Below are 18,927 nucleotides of genomic sequence, written 5' to 3' on the forward strand. Positions count from 1 at the left end.
GCAACCGGCCTCGCCGGACTCGAAGCTTCCAGAGGCGCCGCAGGAGAGTCATCTCTCGCCACAGCGCTTCATACAAGCGTTTGAATACAGCCAGCTTGGGCCAGAGACGGGCAAAGATCAAGCCTGCGGACATTAGCGAAAGGTCGGGGGTCCGGGGCTGTCTCCATGCCGGTTCCTGTCTCTGGCGCCTGACATCGACAGCGAGTGTGGGCAAAGATCGACGCTACACCCGGAAAGGCAGTCGCGTTACTCTTGGCGCTTTCCCGACACGCAGGCTGGCAGCGGCATATCCTTGCCCTCCAGCAGGCTATCAAAGGCCACATCGATATCATGCTTTCATGAGCAGCACTCTCACCGCCCTGTATCTGCGCCTGACCGGCATCGTCGAACGCACCAAGCGCTGGCACTGGCTATGGCCTCCCATCGGCTTCGCTGCGGGTATCTGCAGTTTCTTCCTCGTCAATCGTCAGCAATGGCTGGGCGGCATGCTGGCGCTGGGCATGATGCTGGCCTGGTTGATCCTGATCGCCGAAGGCCTGTGGAGCCGTCTGCGCCGTCATCGCGGCCAGAATGCCCTGCCCCGCAAGCTGGCCACCTTCGTGGCGCAGCTGATCCAGCAGGAGACCCTGTGCTTCACGTTGCCGTTCTTTCTGGCGACGACCGACTGGGCCAGTGGCCAGGCAGGCTTCACCTTGCTGCTGTGCGGCGCGACTCTGCTGTCGATACTCGACCCCTTCTACTACCGACTGGCCGAGCGCCATCGCTGGCTGTACTTCGGCTTCCACGCCCTGTGCGTATTCGTCGTGGTACTGGTCACCCTGCCCCTGCTGCTGGAACTGACCACCGGCGAGAGTCTGTTGGCTGCCTGTGCCGCGATGAGCCTGTTCGCGCTGCCCAGTGTCGCCAACCTGCGGATTGCCCGCGGGCTGGTCGGTGGCCTGGCGATGATCGGCATCAGCGTGATGCTGGGGGTGGGCGCATGGGGGGCACGCGCCTGGATTCCGCCTGCCACGCTCTGGATCAACGCCAGCAGCCTCTCGCCGGACTTCGACACCGCGGCGCGGACACCGCGGGGCGAGATGCATCTGACCCCAGCGCAACTCTCCGCCAGAGGCCTCTACGCCTACACGGCCATTCGCGCCCCACGCGGGTTGTCGGAGAAGGTCTATCACGTCTGGCGACATGACGGAGAAGTGGTGGATCGCATCGCCTTGAACATCAACGGCGGTCGCAAGGAAGGTTATCGGGCCTGGACACACAAGACGGCCTTCCCCAAGGGCAGCGAGGGGGAATGGGAAATCGATGTCGAGACCATGAACGGGCAGCGCATCGGCAGTCTGCGCTTCCTCGTCAGTGATGATCCGCAGGTGGCCACCTTCGCGGACAGCAGCCTGGCACGGCCGGCGGGCATCCCCGGCTGGCGGATCACCAACCTGATTCCGGGCCTGTGACGCTTCGCGACGTGAGTGACCCTGAAGCGTGAACCCTCGGTTACTCGACCTTGGGCGTAAAATTCGTTCGCAGGCTTGTAATTATCCAGGCTGCCTAGCATGCTGAGGACAAGGGCGGCACCGAGGGGTGCCAGGATAAAAGCCCACTCATCCTTTGCACTCTGTGGACGACATACCCATGCATGAAGATATCGGGCTAAAGCTTTCCCGCCTGCCGCGCCTATGGCGCGCCATCCTGGACCAGCGACTGTCCCCGCTTGGGCTGACACAAACCCGCTGGATGACGCTGGTACATCTGTGGCGACTCGGAGACGGCCAGCCACAATGTGATCTGGCACGCTCCATCGGCATCGAGGCACCGTCTCTGGTACGCACGCTGGATCAGCTCAGCGAGCAGGGACTGGTGGAACGCCGCGCCTGTGAGGAAGACCGCCGCACCAAGCGCATCTTCCTGACACACAAGGCACTGCCGCTGATCGAGAAGATCGATGCCATCGCCGAGCAGACCCGCATCGAGATGCTCGAGGGGCTCACGCCGGAGCAAGTCGACCAATTCTGCGAATGCCTGCGCGTCATGGAACGCAATGGCCTGGAAATCTCCGAGAAGGTGCCGGAAAGCGCCTGAGCGAGCGTGTCCGGATACGCCAGCGGGAAAGGAAAAAGCCCCCATCGAGTGATTCGACGGGGGCTTTTTTGCAAGACGTTCAAGGCAAGCTCAGGTCACGCGCCGGCCCTGCTCGCGGCCGAGGGCGGCCCGAGATATCACGCTCACCCGCCCGGCATTCTGGGCTCTGTCCCCACCAACGGACGGCGGCGATGGGCAATGGGGGCCTTGGCGATCAACAGGGCATGCAGTGCCTCGAACTCCCGGCGCCACGCCTCGCAGTCTTCCAATGCCAGGCTCTCCCCCCACCACAGCGTCAAGCCGGACAGTGAGGACTCCAGCATCAGGGCATCCTCCGGCAACGCCCGCGTGAGATGTTCCAGAGCAGCCGCGAAGTCGGGGTCCTCCGCCAGGCGACTCTCTTCACGCCAACGATATCCGGGCACGGCCTCACGCAGTGCATCGCTGGCCCACTCGTCGTGGACGAGAATGAAGGGAGTGACATCGCGCTCGGTGGGCCAGGGACGACGATAGCCGACGATCCCCTTGGGGGCATCCGAAAGCGGTGCTGCCTTCAGGTCAACCCGCATGCCGTCCGCGATCACGGCCTTGCGCACCAGTGACGTGCGTGTCTCACGCTTGCTGGGGCGTAACCATGTCAGCGGCGACAACATCGCCAGCACCACGAAAATGATGATCAGAGCTGTCGTCATGAAATGTCCTGCCAGGAAGTGTCAGTAAGAAATTCGCGTCATCATCGAACGACTGCGGAAAACGCCGCCGTGCGGACAACCAGAAACGTGCCCAGAGCCCGAGCCATCCAACCGCGTACGGGGGTTGCGCCTGGCGCACTGGCAATACGTTGATGCAAGTCATTGTCTTCCGGGGGGCGGCAAGCCTAGCATGGAAGCAGGTGCACGACGCCACTCGAATGGCCCACCTCTACGGGAGGAATTCAGGATGAGCAACGAATACAAGCATGTACTGGTCGCTGTCGATCTGACCAAGGATTCCCACCTGGTACTGGAACGCGCACTGCCCATCGCCAAGCGCAATGGTGCCAAGGTGTCCATCATGCATACCCTCGAGCCACTGGGCTTTGCCTATGGCGGGGACATCCCGATGGATCTGACCAGCATTCAGGATCAGCTGGATTCCCATGCCCGTGAGCGACTGGGGGACATCGCCACGCCACACGGTATCGCGCCTGAAGATCAGCATGTCGTGGTCGGCATGCCGGACAGCGAGATTCATCGCTTTGCCGCAGAACATGACGTGGATCTGATCGTGGTCGGCTCACATGGTCGCCATGGCTTCGCCCTGCTGCTGGGCTCCACCTCCACTGGTGTCCTGCATGGTGCCCAGTGTGATGTGCTGGCCGTCCGGGTGGGGGCAGATGACAGCGAAGAATGACGCCGGCGGTCAGTGAGCCGAGATGACACGAGGGCAGCCAATGGCTGCCCTCGTGTCATTCCGCACCCGGGGAGACGAGAGAAGAGACTCAGCCTTCCTGCATGGCCTCAAGCTCCATCCAGCGCTCCATCGTCTCTTCCAGCACCTGCTGCTTGTGGCTGAGCTTCTCGAGCGTCGTCTTCACGGCCTTGGCATCCCCCGTGTAGAACTCGGGCGCCGCGATCTCGGCTTCCAGCGTCGCGATCTCCGCTTCCAGCGTCTCGATGGTCGCCGGAATCAGATCCAGCTCGCGCTGGAACTTGTAGGGCAGCTTGACCTTCTTGGGGGCCTGCTGCGCCTGGGCGGCCTCACGCTTGCGACGCTCATCCTCGGCCTGCGCCTCACGACGGTGCTTTTCCTCGCGCTCACGCTCGACTTCCCACGGTGCCGGCGGCAGATGCCCGCCCTGACGTATCCAATCGCTGTAGCCCCCGACATACGGCTTGACGATCCCGTCGCCCTCAAAGGCCAGGATATTGGTGACCACGTTGTCCATGAAGGCACGGTCGTGGGAGACCAGCAGCACGGTACCGTCGAAGTCGAGCAGCAGCTCCTCGAGCAGCTCCAGCGTCTCGACATCCAGGTCGTTGGTCGGCTCATCGAGCACCAGCACGTTGGCCGGCATGGTGAACAGACGCGCCAGCAGCAGGCGATTGGACTCGCCCCCTGACAGCGAACGCACCGGCTGACGCGCGCGGTCCGGCGTGAACAGGAAGTTCTGCAGGTAGCTCATCACGTGCATGTCACGCCCGCCGACCGTGACACGGTCGCTGCCGCGCGCCACGTTGTCGTAGACGGTGGCTTCCATGTCCAGGCCCTTGCGCAGCTGATCGAAGTAGGCGATCTGCAGCTTGGTGCCTTCGATGCGCTTGCCTTCACTGGCCTCGAGCTGACCCAGCAGAATATGCAGCAGCGTCGTCTTGCCCGCGCCGTTGCGCCCCAGCAGGCCGACCTTGTCACCGCGCTGGATCTCGACGCTCAGGTCACGGATGACCCACTTGTCCTGCGCCTCGTCGTAGCGATAGCTGACATTTTCCAGCTCCACGACGCGCTTGCCGCTGCGCTCGGCAGAATCGACGGCGATACGCGCACGGCCCTGCACCTCACGACGCTGTCCACGCTCATCACGCATCTTCTCCAGCGCGCGCACGCGACCTTCGTTACGGGTGCGGCGCGCCTTGATGCCCTGGCGGATCCAGGTCTCTTCCTGGGCCAGTTTCTTGTCGAATTCGGCGTTTTCCTTGGCCTCGACATCCATCTCGTGCTGCTTCTGGGCCTGATAGGCCGCGTAATCGCCCGGATAACGGCCGAGGCGGCCACGGTCAAGCTCCAGAATCTGGGTCGCCAGGCGCTTGAGGAAGGCCCTGTCGTGGGTGATGAACAGCACGGCGCCGGAGAAGGCCGCGACCTGCTCTTCCAGCCAGGCGATGGTATCGAGATCCAGATGGTTGGTCGGCTCATCGAGCAGCAGCAGGTCCGGGTCGGATACCAGCGCACGCGCCAGCGCGACACGCCGACGCCAGCCACCGGAGAGATCTTCCATCATGGTGTCTTCCGGCAGGCCCAGGCGGGTCAGCACGGTATCGATACGCTGCTGGAACTGCCAGCCATCGACGCTTTCCAGCGCGACCTGCACGTGCTCGAGACGCTTGAGGTCCGGCTCGGGATCGCTGATCAGATGATGATATTCCGCCAGCAGCGCGCCCGCCTTTGGCAGGCCTTCAGCGACGATATCGAAGATGGTACGTCCTTCGGCGGCCGGCAGGTCCTGGGAGAGCACGCCGATCTTGAGGCCCGGCGCCTTCCACAGCTCACCGGCATCGGCCTGGAACTCGCCGGTGATCAGCTTGAGCAGGGTCGACTTGCCGGTGCCGTTGCGGCCGACGAGCGCCAGACGCTCACCGCGTTCGACGACAAGATCCGCCCCATTGAGCAGAACGTGATGGCCATAGGCCAGCTGTAGATTTTCCAGTCGTAACAATGCCATGTGCAGCAGCAACTCGTGACGGGTCCGAGGCCGGGAAGGCCGCGGAGGAAGTGGGAGTCAGGCGGACAGGCCGCCGCCAGCGACGCGCGCCGGAGAATGACGCCATTCTACCCGAGGCGCAGCGTACAGGCGATGGAAGACACCGCAAGGGCTGAAAGACATCGGCGGCTTGGGTAGAATGGCCGACCACTTGAAAGCACGTCGTGCGCCTGGCATTGCCAACGAGCCGATCGCCCGGTGCCGGACTCTCGAGTGCCAGGCCAGCAGACGACCTGGTACGCCTTTCACTGCCGTGTTCCTTCTCCCTCCCCCGTGACTCAAGGGTGTTCGATGTCCGCGCTTCCTCCCCATGCTGATCCCTCAGCGCTGCCCTGCTATGACCCGGAGCAACTGAGCGAGACCTCGCTTGCCGACCTGTGCGCCGACCTGTCCCTCGATGACAGCGATCGCCAGACGGCCCTGACTCGGCTGGCGCCGGCGCTGCGCTTCGCAAGCCCGACGCCGCTGATCGACATCGGCGTCAACCTGACCCATGAAAGCTATGCTCAGGACATCGAGGGCACCTTGCTGCGAGCTCGCGCGGCGGGCGTCAGCCAGCAGATCCTGACCGGCACCAGCCTGGACGGCTCGCGTGAGGCTCAGGCGCTGGCGGCGCGCTATCGTGGCCTTTCTGCCACCGCCGGTGTGCATCCGCATGATGCCAGCCAGTGGAACGATGGTGTCGAGCGCGGTATCCGGGAGCTGCTGGCCCAGCAGGAAGTGGTCGCGGTGGGCGAATGCGGCCTGGATTTCAATCGCAACTTTTCCACGCCCGCCGAGCAGGCTCGCGCCTTCGAGGCCCAGCTGACCCTTGCCGCCGAGACAGGATTGCCACTGTTTCTGCATGAACGTGACGCCGGCCGTCAGATGCTCGAGATGCTCAAGCACTGGCGGGATGACATCAGCCACGCGGTCGTGCACTGCTTCACCGGCGAGCGTGAGACACTATATGGCTATCTGGATCTCGACCTGCATATCGGGCTGACCGGCTGGCTGTGCGATGAACGCCGCGGCGAGCACCTGCGCAGCCTGTGTCGCGAGATTCCGCTTGAACGCCTGATGCTGGAAACCGACTGCCCCTATCTGGTGCCACGCAATCTGCCCGCCAAGCTCAAGGGACGCCGCCACGAACCCTCGCTGCTGGTCTGGATTCTGGCCGAGGTCGCTGCCCTGCGCGGCATGGAGATGGAAGCGCTGGCGCAGGCCACCACGGCGACTGCCACCCGCTTCTTCCGCCTGCCCGCGGCCTGACACGGCACGCCTTCCCTTGCACGCCCTTCTTTGCACGCTTCCCTGCTCTGGACACGACAATGCACGAATACGAACCTGAAACAGGCGACTTCCCCGCCTTCATCGCCGTCGAGACAGGCGAGGACTCAAGCCTGCCCCTGGCCATCGCCTGGGCCCTGCCCGATGGGCAGATGAAGCATGTCCTGATTCAGCCTGACGATGAATGGCTGGATGGGGAAATGCTGGAACTGGGCGACTACAGCCTGGATGACCTGAGAAGCTTCGGCGTCAGCCCTCTCGACGTGCTCAAGGAGCTGGAGCAGGACTACTACCAGACCACGCTCTATACCACCGGCGTCATGGATGACGAACAGGCGCTGGCGCGTCTGTTCGATGCCTACAACATGGATCCCTTCATCGAGTTTGCTCCTGCCGAGGGCCTCTACCCGGAACTATCCCCCGGCGACTGGGCACGCGAGCGCAACAACATGCTGTTCGAGCAGGGGCTGCAGCCCTTCCGACCGGACAACGAGGTGATGGTGATGCTGGCCATCCACACCCGCCTGCGCGGTGACGGTGTGCGTGGCGATGAAGACATCCAGGGCACAGGCCCGGACTATGAGATCGACTGGGAAGAAGACGTCTGATTTCCTTCCGCCATCTCTGAAACGCAGAACGCCCCGACAACCGGTAGTTGTCGGGGCGTTCTGGTTCACGACTTCAGTCTGTCCCGCAAGGCTCAGCCGTTGGAGCGGCCACCACCGCCATTGCCACCGCTGGAGCGATTGCGGCCACCACGCGAACGACGACGCGGACGCTCTTCACTGGACGGTGCCTCCGGCGCGCGATTGCCGTTCACTTCCGGGCGCGGCGCGACGCGGTTGCCATCCACCTCACGCGGAGCGGGAGCACGATTGCCGCGATTGTCGTCGTCGTGATTGGCACCGCCACCTTGCTGGCGCTGGCCGCCAGTGCGCTGGCCGTCAGAGCGCTGACCGCCATTGCCACGGCCCTCACCGGCAGGCTTGCCACCAGTGCGCTGACCATCCGAACGAGCGCCGCCAGTGCGCTGACCGCCCGAACGAGCGCCGCCAGTGCGCTGGCCGTCAGAGCGCTGACCGCCATTACCACGGCCTTCACCGACAGGCTTGCCACCAGTGCGCTGGCCGTCAGAACGAGCGCCACCGGTGCGCTGGCCACCATTGCCACGACCTTCACCGGCAGGCTTGCCGCCAGTGCGCTGGCCGCCAGAGCGCTGGCCGCCACGCGGCTGACGCGGCTCACGTTCCGGTTCGACGTCGACTTCCGGCACGAAACCTTCCACTTCGACACGCTTGAGCTTGCCCTTGAGCAGACGTTCGATACCGCCGAGCTCCTTGCGCTCATCGCTGGAAACCAGCGAGATGGCACGCCCGCTGGCACCGGCGCGACCGGTACGTCCGATCCGGTGAACGTAGTCTTCCGGGACATTGGGCAGTTCGTAGTTCACGACCTGCGGCAGCTGCTCGATATCCAGGCCACGTGCCGCGATATCGGTGGCAACCAGCACGCGCACTTCGCCATTCTTGAAACCAGCCAATGCCTTGGTACGGGCATTCTGGCTCTTGTTGCCATGAATCGCCGCGGCACTGATGCCGGACTTCTCGAGCTTGGTCGCCAGACGGTTGGCCCCATGCTTGGTACGCGTGAAGACCAGCACCTGATGCCAGTTTTCCTTGAGGATCAGATGCTTGAGCAGCGAAGGCTTGTGGCTCTTCTCCACGGTATGGATATGCTGCTCGACCTTCTCGGCCGTGGTGTTGCGTGGGCTGGCTTCCACGGCGACCGGATCATTGAGCAGCTTGTTGGCCATGCCGCGAATCTCGTCCGAGAAGGTCGCGGAGAACAGCAACGTCTGACGCTTGGTCGGCAGCAGCTTGAGCAGGCGGCGAATGTCGTGGATGAAGCCCATGTCCAGCATGCGGTCCGCTTCGTCCAGCACCAGCGTCTCGAGATCCGAGAAATCGATGGCCTTCTGGGAGTGCAGGTCCAGCAGGCGACCCGGTGTGGCGGTCAGGATCTCGACGCCGGAAGACAGGCGGCTGATCTGCGGATTGATCTTCACGCCACCGAACACCACGGCATTGCGCAGCTTCAGGTGACGGGAGTAGGCAGTGACGTTTTCGTCGATCTGCGCGGCCAGTTCACGCGTCGGCGTGACGATCAGGGCCTTGATCTTGCGGGCGCCTGCAGGGGCGCCGTTTGAGAGGCGCTCGACCAGCGGCAAGGCGAAACCGGCAGTCTTGCCGGTACCGGTGCGCGCGGCAGCCATCACGTCACGACCTTCCAGCACGGCAGGAATCGCACCCGCCTGCACCGGGGACGGCGTGGAATAGCCCATCTCGGCAATCGCTTTCAGTACAGGAGCGGACAGCCCCAGGGCGGCAAAAGCCGGGATGGAGTTGGCAGTAGTCTCAGTCATCAATATCTCTTCGGCTGACCGGCCACGTGCTGGTCGATCATTAAGGAATGGCGCCTGGCCGGGCACGTGCCGGGAGAGAGAGCGAGGCGTATCAGGCACAGTGAAGAAGGCGTTGGTCTGGGGGACCTCGGCGGACTGCTGCCAGTCGCTCGCGTCAGGCGATGCCCCAGTCTATCACCTTCCGCCGGCGACTGCAGAAGCACGCGCCCGGTGGTGGCCCCTGATGACTCAATGCCAGTGCAGCGGATAGCGACGATGACGCGCCAGGTTGTTGATCAATACCGCCAGCACCAGCATGGCCAGGCACCCCAGACCGACGGGAAGCAAGGCATACCAGTAGCCGAGCGCATGCAGGGGTTCACCGCCGATCACCGCGATCAAGGCCGTGGCGCCGCCCGGCGGATGCAGGGTATGCGTCAGCTGCATCACCAGCAGTGCCACCGAGACTGCCATGGCGGCTGCCAGCCAGCCGTCGCCCAGCCAGTGATAGCAGGCCACGCCGACCAGCGCCGACAACAGGTTGCCGCCCAGTACGTTGCGCGGCTGCGCCAGCGGACTATGCGGCGCACCGTAGAGCAGTACCGAGGTCGCCCCGAAGGAGCCGACCAGCAGCAAGGTGCTGACCGCCAGATAATGTGATGACATCCAGCCGATCAACGCCATGCCGAGAAAGGCCCCCAGCCAGGACCACAGGGCATCGGCAACATGCGGCTTGCCACGCTTGAGCGGGCCTCCGCGCATCTTGGTCAGATAAGGCTTGATCATCGTGCGAGTCGTCTCCGGGAGTGTCCTTGCGTCATCAAGCGCTGCACCCTAGGCGATCTCAAGGACAGGGACAACTACCGTATGGCAATAAGCTGATGCCCGCTCGGCACCGGTCACTCCCGTCACGCACGCCGGCTCTCGTCTCTCTTACTCTTGATCTTGCTCGTTCACGCTTCGCTGCGTGAGGCGACGATGGTGCGCGAGATCACGATCACCGGCAGGATACCGACCAGCACGATCACCAGTGCCGGCAGCGCCGCCTGCTCGAGCATTTCATCGGAGGCGTACTGATAGACATGAGTGGCGAGCGTATCGAAGTTGAAGGGGCGCAGCAGCAAGGTGGCCGGCAGCTCCTTCATGGCATCCACGAACACCACCAGCGCCGCGGTCAGAAGCCCCGGACGAATCAGCGGCAGATGCACACGACGCAGGGTCGAGAAGGTGTTCTCGCCCAGCGAGCGTGCCGCCATGTCCATCGAGGGCGTGACCTTGTCGAGGCTCGACTCGATGGAGCCCGCGGCAATCGCCAAGAAGCGCACCACATAGGCGATGATGATCGCGCCCATCGTTCCCGTCAGCAGCAATCCGCTGGAGATGCCGAAATTGGCCCGCAGGAAGCTGTCCAGGGCATTGTCGAAGCCGGATAGCGGTACCAGAACGCCCAACCCCAGCACGGCCCCCGGCATGGCGTAGCCCAGACTCGAAAGCTTGAGTGCCTGCTGTACGCTGGCGGTGCGATCCAGCCGCTTGGCATAGGCCAGCAGCACCCCGATGATCAGGGTCAGTACCGCAGCGCTCACCGCCAGTATCAGGCTGTTCACGGCATAGCCTGCGAAGTCCGGTGTCCAGGATTCCTCGAAATACAGGATGGCGTGCCGCGTGAGCAAGCCCACCGGCAGCAGGAAACCGAAGAACAGCGGCAGGAAACAGGCCAGTGACGCCACTGATGCCCGCCATCCCGTCAGGGTCGGACGTTGATAGCGACGGTAGCGATCGCCCTTGCCGAACTGGCGCTGACGACGCCGAGCATGCCGCTCGAGCCAGATCAGCGTGACCACGAAGATCATCAGGCACAGCGCGATCTGCGCCGCACCGCGCAGGCTGCCCATGTTGAGCCAGACATTGAAGATGCCGGCGGTCAGCGAGCGTACCGCGAAGTAGTCCACAGTTCCGAAGTCGTTGAGCGCCTCCATCATCGCCAGTGCAAGGCCGACGGCAATCGCCGGTCGGGCGCTGGGCAGTGCCACGCGCCAGAAGCTTTGCCACCCGTTGCAGCCCAGCGTTCTGCTGGCATCGCGCAGTGAGGGCGACTGATCGAGAAATGCCGAGCGTGCCAGCATGAAGACATAGGGAAACAGCACCAGGGACAGCATCAGGATGGCGCCCCCCAGGCTGCGGATCTCCGGGAAGTAGTAATCCTGGGGCGAATCCCAGCCAAACAGGGCACGCAGCGCGCCCTGGAAGGGGCCGGCATACTCAAAGACGTCGGTATAGATATAGGCGATGACGTTGGCGGGAATCGCGAACGGCAACAGCAGCGACCACTCGAAGGTGCGTCGCAGCGGAAACTGATACATGGTGGTCAACCAGGCCGAGACGACCCCCATGCTGCCACTGAGGACCGCCACTCCCGCCACCAGCGCCAGACTGGTCATGACGTAATCGGGAAGCACGGTGGAGACGAGATGCGGCCAGATGCCCTCCCCGGCCTGATCACTGCCATCGTCACCGAAGACAGCCAGCCAGACGACGGCCAGCACCGGCATGACCACCAGTGCGGCCACGCCCCAGGCGCTGACGAACCAGCCCATGTGGGTTCCGAGACGCCGCTGACGACGCCGGATGGCCGCTGCATCGTAGTGCGCCATTTCCTGGGCGGCCGGCGATCGCCCGGTGCCGCTCATGGCGGCCACCGCCTCTCCTTCAAAGCTCGCACCTTGCTCAGCCAACAGCCGCTTGCCCTGGGTCATCTGACGTCCTCGTTATCCCGCAACTGCAATTGCGTCTATTTTACATGCTTTGCGCAAACGAAGAGGGGCTGTCGCATCGCGACAGCCCCTCTTCGTTCATGACAGCTCGCTCGGTAGCTTCTGGCTCCGGCGAGTGCCCTTACTGGTTGAAGCCGACTTCATTGACCATCTGCGCGGCGCGCTTGCGAAGCTTGGCGACTTCGGTCAGCGGCAGGTCATCCTGCTTGAACTCGCCCCATGAGGTCAGCAGCTCGGAGCTCTCGGCTTCCGGGTTGGCCGGATACTCGAAGTTGACCTCGGCATACATATGCTGGGCGGTCTTCTCGGTGAGGAAGCGCATCAGCTTGAGGGCATTCTCTTCGTGCGGCGCGTACTTGGTCATCGCCATGCCGGAGATGTTCATGTGCGTGCCGACGCCGTTCTGATCCGGGAACTCGATACGTGCCTTCTCGGCCCACGGGCGCTGCTCGTCATTGTCGAGCATCTTGCCGTAGTAATAGCTGTTGCCGATGGCCACATCACAGACGTTGTCGCGGATCGCCTTGATCTGATCACGATCGCCACCCTGAGGCTTGCGCGCCAGATTGGCCTTGAAGCCTTCCAGCCACTCACGCGTGGCCTCTTCACCGTTGTGCGCGATGCGTGAGGCGATCAGCGCGACGTTGTAGGGGTGATCACCGGCGCGTGAGCAGACGCGCCCCTTCAGGCTCGGATCCGCCAGGTCGTCATAGCTTGCCACCTGACCGGCCTCGAGACGCTCGACACTGGTGTAGAGCACCCGTGCGCGCGTGGTGATGCCGAACCACTGATTGTCGGGGCCGTGGTACTGCTCGGGCAGATTGGCCTCGATGACCTCATCATTGACGCTCTTGACCAGCTCCTCGTCGACCAGCTCCTGCAGACGTCCCACATCCACGGTCAGCAGCACGTCAGCCGGGGTGTTGCGCCCTTCCCGCTTGAGACGCTCGGCCAGGCCCTGCTTGGCGAAGACCACATTGACCTTGACGCCGGTCTCCTCGGTGAACTCCTTGAGGAACGGCTCGATCAGATAGGCCTGACGATAGGAATAGACGTTGACCTCTTCCTGGGCTTGAGCCGGCAGCGCCGTGGCGGCGGTAACGCCAGCCAGTGCGCCCAGCAGCAGCTTGCGGACGGAGGATGCAGAAATCGTGGTGGAAGCTGTCATCGAATACCCCTGTTCGAAGGTCCCCGCTTCTGGCCTGCTGGTGCAGGGGAAGCAGAATGATCGTAGCAATGCGAATCATTCTAATCACAAAGGGTTTCCGATCGCAACGCTCGTGCAACGCTGACTTGCAGTTTTCGCAATCCGTGCTAGCAGTTCATGCCTGAAAACCCGGCGATTCCACGGCGGGATATCTCGAGGCGCGCGGAACAGACAATGTCCTGCGCCGGCATGGCGGGCGCATCAGGCCACGCGGCCATCCTCCCCGACGGCAGGCAATAGCGTCATCGCCTCCTGGATGGCTTGCGTGTGTGAAAGCTTGCGCTGCCAGACAGCGTGCAGCGCATGTCGGAAGGCATTGGCGCGTGCTGGCAGGCCGCACCTTTCGTATTCAGCGGCCCGCTCGTCGACACGCTGTGCGAAGGCATCGCGATCCACCTCAAGCTCCAGATTATCGACGCTGACATGAAACGGCTTGGCGACTGCACGGTGGAACAATTGCTCCAGCGCCTGCGGGGCTACCTCGACACTTTCAAAGGCCTTCTGCTGGTGTGCATCACGTCCGTCCGGTGCATACCAGTAACCGTAATCCTCCTTGAGGCGTCGCTCAGGGCCCGCGATGCACCAGTGACTGACTTCGTGCAGAGCGCTGGAGAAGAAGCCGCGCGCCAGATAGAGACGATGAAAGCCGAGCTCATCGCCTGGAGAGTCGCCGCTGGCGACCCCATCCTGCACCTCATCCGTCGTCATGCCGGCGGGCAGATAGAGAGGTTCGTGGGGGGCGCGCCGCAACAAGGTGTTGTAAGACGTGGCAAACAGTCCATCGAAGAGGGAAGTCAACGCCGTCAGCTCAGGGTCCATCGACTCTTGATCCGTCAGGGCCTGCCCCCCCGCCAGGGCATGATCAGGCATGGCATCGCCGTCTGCGCTGCACGCCTCATGACGTGATGACAGGGTGCGAGGCACGCGGGAAAGTTCTGAAGAAAGCAACACAGGCAAGTCTCGACGATCGTGTGAATCAGCAGCGATATCAGTACCCGGAGATAGGGACGGTACTGCATGACGATGTCGAGCATTGTACGTGGCTCGTTCGTATCACGTCATTCCACCTGACAGGTGAGTACCAAGCGCTGATAATTCACTCTCTTGCGCCCCGCAGGCAGGCCTTATCTGCTAGGATGGCGCGCCAAGCAAGAATGATTCTCGATTACCAGCAGGAGCCTGCCGTGCCCCCCGCCGAACCCTCCCATTCATCCGCCTCCACGCCTGCAGCCTCTTCTCAGGCGCCATTCGCCAGCCGGGTACGCGCCGAGACCTCACGTCTGGTCACGCTGGCACTGCCAATCTGCGGTGCTCAGCTGGCTCAGGCAGGCATGAGCGCCGTGGATGTCCTGATGACCGGTCGCTCCAGCGCGACGGACCTGGCAGCCGTCTCGGTGGGGTCCAGCCTCTGGGTGCCTCTGCTGCTGTTGATGGCTGGCACCTTGATGGGGCTGACACCCGTCGTGGCACAGCTGATGGGGGGTAACCGCAGCGGTGAGGTACGTGACAACGTTCACCAGTCACTGTGGATCTCATTGGTGCTCGGCAGTCTGTCAGGATTGGCACTGTGGTTCCTGGCGGCGCCAATCTTCACGCTGATGGAGGTGCCCGGCGCGGTGGCAGAACAGGCCACGCTTTATCTGATGGCCATTGCCTGGGGCATGCCGGGCGCCGCCTTCTATCAAGTGCTGCGCGCGTATTCCGATGGCATGAATCATACTCGTCCGGCGCTGATCATCAGCTTGATCGGTCTGTTGTCGAACATTCCACTCAACTACCTGCTGATCTATGGCTCTGCAGGCGTGGATGACTTGCTGGGGATCACGCTACCGGGACTGCTGGGCGATATCCCGGCCATGGGCGCTGCAGGCTGCGGTATCGCGACAGGGCTTGCCATGTGGATCATGTGTCTGAGCATGTTTCTCTACACCCGTCGCAGCAGCGCCTACCAGGCAGTCGCCCTCTGGTGCCAACCCAGCGCGCCTCAGCTCAAGAAGATCTCGGAACTGCTCAAGGTCGGTCTGCCGATCGGCATCGCCATCTTCTTCGAGGTCACGCTGTTCACCGTCATCGCGCTGTTCGTGGCAAGCTTCGGTGAGATCAAGGTGGCAGCCCACCAGGTCGCGCTCAACTTCACCTCATTGCTGTTCATGCTCCCCCTGTCACTGGCCATGGCACTCACCGTACGAGTGGGGCATACCATCGGCCGTGGTGACATGAACGAGGCGCGCTTCGTGGCGTGGAATGGCGTGGCCTTCTCACTGGTGGTCGCTCTGATCAATGACCTGGTGATCTGGGTACTGGCGGAGCCTGCCGTGGCGCTCTACACCAGCAACCTCAAGGTGCAGGCGCTGGCGCTTTCCCTGATCACGCTGGCGATGCTCTATCAGGTCTCCGACTCCTTGCAGGTTGCCATGGCGGGGGCTCTGCGCGGCTTCAAGGACACTCGCATCATCATGTTGATCACCATGTTCGCCTACTGGATCATCGGTCTTGGTGGCGGGCATCTGCTCGGGGTGGGCAGTGAGCAGTTCCCCGTCTGGCCCTGGGCTGTCAAGAGCATGGGTGTCTATGGCTACTGGATTGGCATGGTGGCCGGCCTGACCGTGGCGGCTCTGCTGCTTGGCTGGCGTCTGTGGGTCATCGCGCGCCGCGCCATTCAGGAGGGCAGCCTGCCCGGCTGAGCGAAGCCCCTGCCAACGCTGGCCGCGAGCTCGTGATACCGACGGCGGCCTGTGTTCCATCCCTTTTCCCACCCGCTCAAGCACTCGCCTCAGACGCCCCGCCACCGGCATTTTCCCCGGTCGCGGGGCGTTTGCGTTTAATCCTTCATCTGCGCATGGACGGTCATTTCGTCCAAGGAGGGGTTACCGTCAGGGCTCAGGCTGTGCTAATGGTTATTCAAGGCAGTGCATTCATATGCAGTGCGCCATCTTGCAAGCGGCGGCTGTTTGCACACCCGCACACGCCGAGGACGATCGACAAGCTGCTGAGGAGGGTTCGTCATGGGCGTACCAGTTTCTTCCCCCCGCTCCGCCAAGGTCATCGACCTGAATGTCATGCGTGACAGGATGCGTGCACGACGTCGTATTCTCCGGCTTGCGCCGGAACACGATGGGTTGGAAATGCTCTATCAGCTCGAAAGCGACCCGGAGAGCTACTACAGCCTTCCCGTGTTGGCCTGGGGTCTGCGCGAGGATGGTGAGGTGGTCGGCCTGGTGCCATGGATGGAGGGGCTGATGCCCTGCCATGAGCTGGAAGATCCGCAGCAGGGCCACTTCGTCGGCTACCGAGACCCGGAAACCGACGAGGTCTTCATGCTGGCTCCGGACCACAAGGTCTATGAGCTCGAGCATGCCGCGGCCTATTACGACTATGAGGTGTCGGAGAAGACCACCTTGCTGCAGCAGCTACCGGATACGCTCGGGACTCATGCCCTGTGCATGACCAATGGCGAGTCTGCGTGGCAGCTCAAGCAGGTGTTCGGCTGGCGTCTATACAGCGATGGCAACATCGAGGCACTGCTGGTCGATGAGACACGCGTCACCCAGACACCGGTGCTGGCTGGAGATGACTGCCTCTACCCCGGTCGCAGTCGTCATGACGTGGTCTATTTCTTCCAGCGCGCTGTCGCCAACCAGATTCGTGAGCAGGACCCGGCCACCCTGGAAGCTCTCGCGCTGATGATGACCGGCGAAAGTGATCAGGTCAGTGTGGAAGTGCACGACCGCGAAGCCTGAGACGACTGACGTCAACTGATGCGAATGTCATAAAGGAAGTGATCCGGCGTTTCGTCACTGCGCTCCAGTGTGTGCCCAAGAAATGCACAGAACTTGGGCACATCACGTGTCGTCGCCGGATCGGTCGCCACGACACGCAGCAGGTCTCCGCTCGCGAGCTCACGCACCTTGTTGTGCAGCATCATGATGGGTTCGGGGCAATACAGACCGCTGGTATCCAGCTCTGCATCGGCAACGGGCAAGGGGGTATCGGTCATCAATGACTCCTGAGGTCCTGCCACTGACAAGGCAGAATGTATGAAGACGGGAGACGGGCATGATCAAGGTAATGATCGAGCGGCATATCATGCCGGGACTCGAACAGGATTACGAGCAGGCCTCACGCGAGGTCGTGCGTGAAGCCATGCATGCACAGGGCTTCATCTCGGGCGAGAATCTGGTGGAAAGCGGACGTCCCGGCCACCGAATATTGATCACTTCATGGCGAGACGCAAGAGCCTGGCAGGAGTGGTCGAGCAGTCACGCGCGCGAACGCATGATGGCGCGTCTGGGGCCGATGCTTTCTCAACCGGAACGCATCGTGTTGCTTGAACACACCTGACCTGCGAGAGATTCAAGCCTCGCGAGCGCAGCACCCCTCAGCGAGGCTCTGTCCATCGATCTGACAGCACCGCACAGACAAGCCCCCACGGACCGCTCGGTCCGTGGGGGCTTGTGGTTGCACCAGAGAACCCGGTGGCTCAGTGCGTGATACGCACATGCACGGTGACTTCTTCGCGGTCATGGTACAGGTGACGACACCGGATCTCGGCACCGACATTGGAACGCTCAAGGCTGGCCGCCAGATAATCGAGACAGCGGGAGACTTCCTTCCAGCGCTGCTTCATCGGCAGCTTGAGATTGAAGACCGCCTCATTGCACCAGCGCTTCTTCAGCCAGCGCTCGACCATCTCCGTCACGCGGATGGGCTTGTCGACGATGTCACAGACCAGCCAGTCCAGTCGCAGCGGTGGCTCCCAGGTAAAACCATCTTCCTTGAGATGCTCTACCTGTCCTGTCGCCATCAGATCCTTGTTCATGGGGCCATTGTCGATGGCAAACACGAACATGCCCTTCTCGACCAGCTGGAAGGTCCAGCCACCCGGCGCTGCCCCAAGATCCGCTGCCTGCATGCCAACCGCGATGCGACGCTCCCACTGGTCGCGCGGCACGAACTCATGCCAGGCCTCTTCCAGCTTGAGTGTGGAGCGACTGGGGGCACGGCTCGGCGAACGCAGATGACGGATGCCGTTGGCATATTCGCTGCGGTTGCCAGGAAAGCTCATGCCCAGCTGCACTTCGTCACCATCCGTCCAGAAGACGTGCAGCGCCCGCCCACCGGCCTTGCGACGCAGTGCACCACGCTTCTTGAGCGCAGACTCCAACGGGCGGCCGACGGCCTTGCCAAGGCCCGACAGCGCCTTGCCATCATTGGTGTCCGGCATCTCGTGGCGGATCTCCTCGAAGCTCCAGCCAGCGTCGACCACCTGCTGCAGAATCGGCGAGACGCGATTCTCCCGCGACATGCCGACCAATGGCTCCAATGCCACCAGTGTCTGGCGAGCGAAGACCAACGCCTGAAGCGGCATGTCACGATGCAGGCTATTGGCGGGCTCATCACCTGTCACCACATAACGCACGAAGCCACTGTCGCGTGCCGCAATCGGATAACCCGGGGCGCCCAGATAAGCGGCCTTTTCACAGACTTCTGCGGCCAGGTCGGCCTCGAAGCCCGGGCGGCAATACAGCAACAGTTCTTGAGGTTGCATCATCATCTCCATAACGGAAGGCTGGGGAGTCTACCGCCTCGCTCCTGTCCACGACAAGCATGGCGACAATGACTGACTCAGCGAGGAAGCCGCTACTCAGGCCCACCGGGCCTGCCAGCTGACGGGTACCGGCTTTCCGGTTTTTGACCCGCAAAGAGAACCGCCCCTGCAGCTGGGCTGCAGGGGCGGTTCAGT

At 62.8% G+C, this 18,927-nt stretch carries 17 protein-coding genes; 8 read left to right on the forward strand and 9 right to left on the reverse strand.

Translation table 11 applies throughout. The features are described from left to right. Positions 1 to 338 precede the first annotated feature (338 nt). Positions 339 to 1,451 (forward strand): DUF5924 family protein, encoded by a 1,113-nt coding sequence (locus ACZYGA_RS06300; RefSeq protein ID WP_077371366.1) that lies wholly within the window; start codon positions 339 to 341, stop codon positions 1,449 to 1,451. 178 nt (positions 1,452 to 1,629) lie between these two features. After that, positions 1,630 to 2,076 (forward strand): transcriptional regulator SlyA, encoded by a 447-nt coding sequence (slyA, locus tag ACZYGA_RS06305; RefSeq protein ID WP_077371363.1) that lies wholly within the window; start codon positions 1,630 to 1,632, stop codon positions 2,074 to 2,076. A 143-nt stretch (positions 2,077 to 2,219) separates the two neighbouring features. On the opposite strand, the gene ACZYGA_RS06310 is transcribed toward slyA, so the two are convergent. Further along, positions 2,220 to 2,768 (reverse strand): hypothetical protein, encoded by a 549-nt coding sequence (locus ACZYGA_RS06310; RefSeq protein WP_084209269.1) that lies wholly within the window; start codon positions 2,766 to 2,768, stop codon positions 2,220 to 2,222. A gap of 247 nt (positions 2,769 to 3,015) precedes the next feature. Here ACZYGA_RS06310 and ACZYGA_RS06315 point away from each other — a divergent pair, with 247 nt between their 5' ends. Next, positions 3,016 to 3,468: a universal stress protein gene (locus ACZYGA_RS06315; protein WP_077371357.1), complete on the forward strand. Its 453-nt coding sequence runs from the start codon at positions 3,016 to 3,018 to the stop codon at positions 3,466 to 3,468. Between the two features lie 88 nt (positions 3,469 to 3,556). On the opposite strand, the gene ACZYGA_RS06320 is transcribed toward ACZYGA_RS06315, so the two are convergent. Continuing rightward, complete coding sequence (locus ACZYGA_RS06320) at positions 3,557 to 5,494, reverse strand: ATP-binding cassette domain-containing protein (RefSeq protein ID WP_479398611.1); 1,938 nt, start codon at positions 5,492 to 5,494, stop codon at positions 3,557 to 3,559. 330 nt (positions 5,495 to 5,824) lie between these two features. Here ACZYGA_RS06320 and ACZYGA_RS06325 point away from each other — a divergent pair, with 330 nt between their 5' ends. Both ACZYGA_RS06325 and ACZYGA_RS06330 read left to right on the forward strand, forming a co-directional pair. Further along, positions 5,825 to 6,784 (forward strand): TatD family hydrolase, encoded by a 960-nt coding sequence (locus tag ACZYGA_RS06325; protein ID WP_136938378.1) that lies wholly within the window; start codon positions 5,825 to 5,827, stop codon positions 6,782 to 6,784. Between the two features lie 59 nt (positions 6,785 to 6,843). After that, on the forward strand, positions 6,844 to 7,410 hold the full coding sequence (locus tag ACZYGA_RS06330) for a hypothetical protein (protein WP_240499589.1): 567 nt from the start codon (positions 6,844 to 6,846) through the stop codon (positions 7,408 to 7,410). A gap of 92 nt (positions 7,411 to 7,502) precedes the next feature. Here the strand turns inward: ACZYGA_RS06330 and ACZYGA_RS06335 are convergent, their stop codons facing one another. The 5 genes from ACZYGA_RS06335 to ACZYGA_RS06355 form a co-directional block, all read right to left on the reverse strand. Next, positions 7,503 to 9,224, reverse strand: a complete 1,722-nt coding sequence (locus ACZYGA_RS06335) for a DEAD/DEAH box helicase (protein WP_479398612.1) — start codon at positions 9,222 to 9,224, stop codon at positions 7,503 to 7,505. Between the two features lie 228 nt (positions 9,225 to 9,452). Next, entirely contained in the window at positions 9,453 to 9,989 is a 537-nt protein-coding gene (locus tag ACZYGA_RS06340) for an HPP family protein (RefSeq protein ID WP_169477178.1), read from the reverse strand. A 167-nt stretch (positions 9,990 to 10,156) separates the two neighbouring features. Beyond that, positions 10,157 to 11,959, reverse strand: a complete 1,803-nt coding sequence (locus tag ACZYGA_RS06345) for an ABC transporter permease (protein ID WP_240499590.1) — start codon at positions 11,957 to 11,959, stop codon at positions 10,157 to 10,159. Positions 11,960 to 12,098: 139 nt separating this feature from the next. After that, positions 12,099 to 13,145, reverse strand: coding sequence for a Fe(3+) ABC transporter substrate-binding protein (locus tag ACZYGA_RS06350; protein ID WP_136938380.1), 1,047 nt, complete (start codon positions 13,143 to 13,145; stop codon positions 12,099 to 12,101). 240 nt (positions 13,146 to 13,385) lie between these two features. Then, a complete protein-coding gene (locus tag ACZYGA_RS06355; RefSeq protein WP_077373049.1) occupies positions 13,386 to 14,003 on the reverse strand; it encodes an elongation factor P hydroxylase in 618 nt (205 codons plus the stop codon). Between the two features lie 461 nt (positions 14,004 to 14,464). On the opposite strand from ACZYGA_RS06355, the gene ACZYGA_RS06360 reads away from it, so the two are divergent. Both ACZYGA_RS06360 and ACZYGA_RS06365 read left to right on the forward strand, forming a co-directional pair. Further along, on the forward strand, positions 14,465 to 15,868 hold the full coding sequence (locus tag ACZYGA_RS06360; RefSeq protein ID WP_284728870.1) for an MATE family efflux transporter: 1,404 nt from the start codon (positions 14,465 to 14,467) through the stop codon (positions 15,866 to 15,868). 321 nt (positions 15,869 to 16,189) lie between these two features. After that, positions 16,190 to 16,924: a hypothetical protein gene (locus ACZYGA_RS06365; protein ID WP_077371340.1), complete on the forward strand. Its 735-nt coding sequence runs from the start codon at positions 16,190 to 16,192 to the stop codon at positions 16,922 to 16,924. Positions 16,925 to 16,935: 11 nt separating this feature from the next. On the opposite strand, the gene tusA is transcribed toward ACZYGA_RS06365, so the two are convergent. Further along, complete coding sequence (tusA, locus tag ACZYGA_RS06370; RefSeq protein ID WP_077371338.1) at positions 16,936 to 17,181, reverse strand: sulfurtransferase TusA; 246 nt, start codon at positions 17,179 to 17,181, stop codon at positions 16,936 to 16,938. 59 nt (positions 17,182 to 17,240) lie between these two features. Between tusA and ACZYGA_RS06375 the strand changes: the two genes are divergently transcribed. Then, positions 17,241 to 17,525, forward strand: a complete 285-nt coding sequence (locus ACZYGA_RS06375; protein WP_077371336.1) for an antibiotic biosynthesis monooxygenase family protein — start codon at positions 17,241 to 17,243, stop codon at positions 17,523 to 17,525. Positions 17,526 to 17,664: 139 nt separating this feature from the next. Here the strand turns inward: ACZYGA_RS06375 and rlmM are convergent, their stop codons facing one another. Then, positions 17,665 to 18,738 carry a 23S rRNA (cytidine(2498)-2'-O)-methyltransferase RlmM gene (gene rlmM, locus ACZYGA_RS06380; protein WP_103751373.1) on the reverse strand — a complete coding sequence of 358 codons (1,074 nt, stop codon included), beginning with the start codon at positions 18,736 to 18,738 and terminating at the stop codon, positions 17,665 to 17,667. Positions 18,739 to 18,927 lie beyond the last annotated feature (189 nt).

This window comes from Cobetia sp. BL01 (assembly GCF_056493605.1).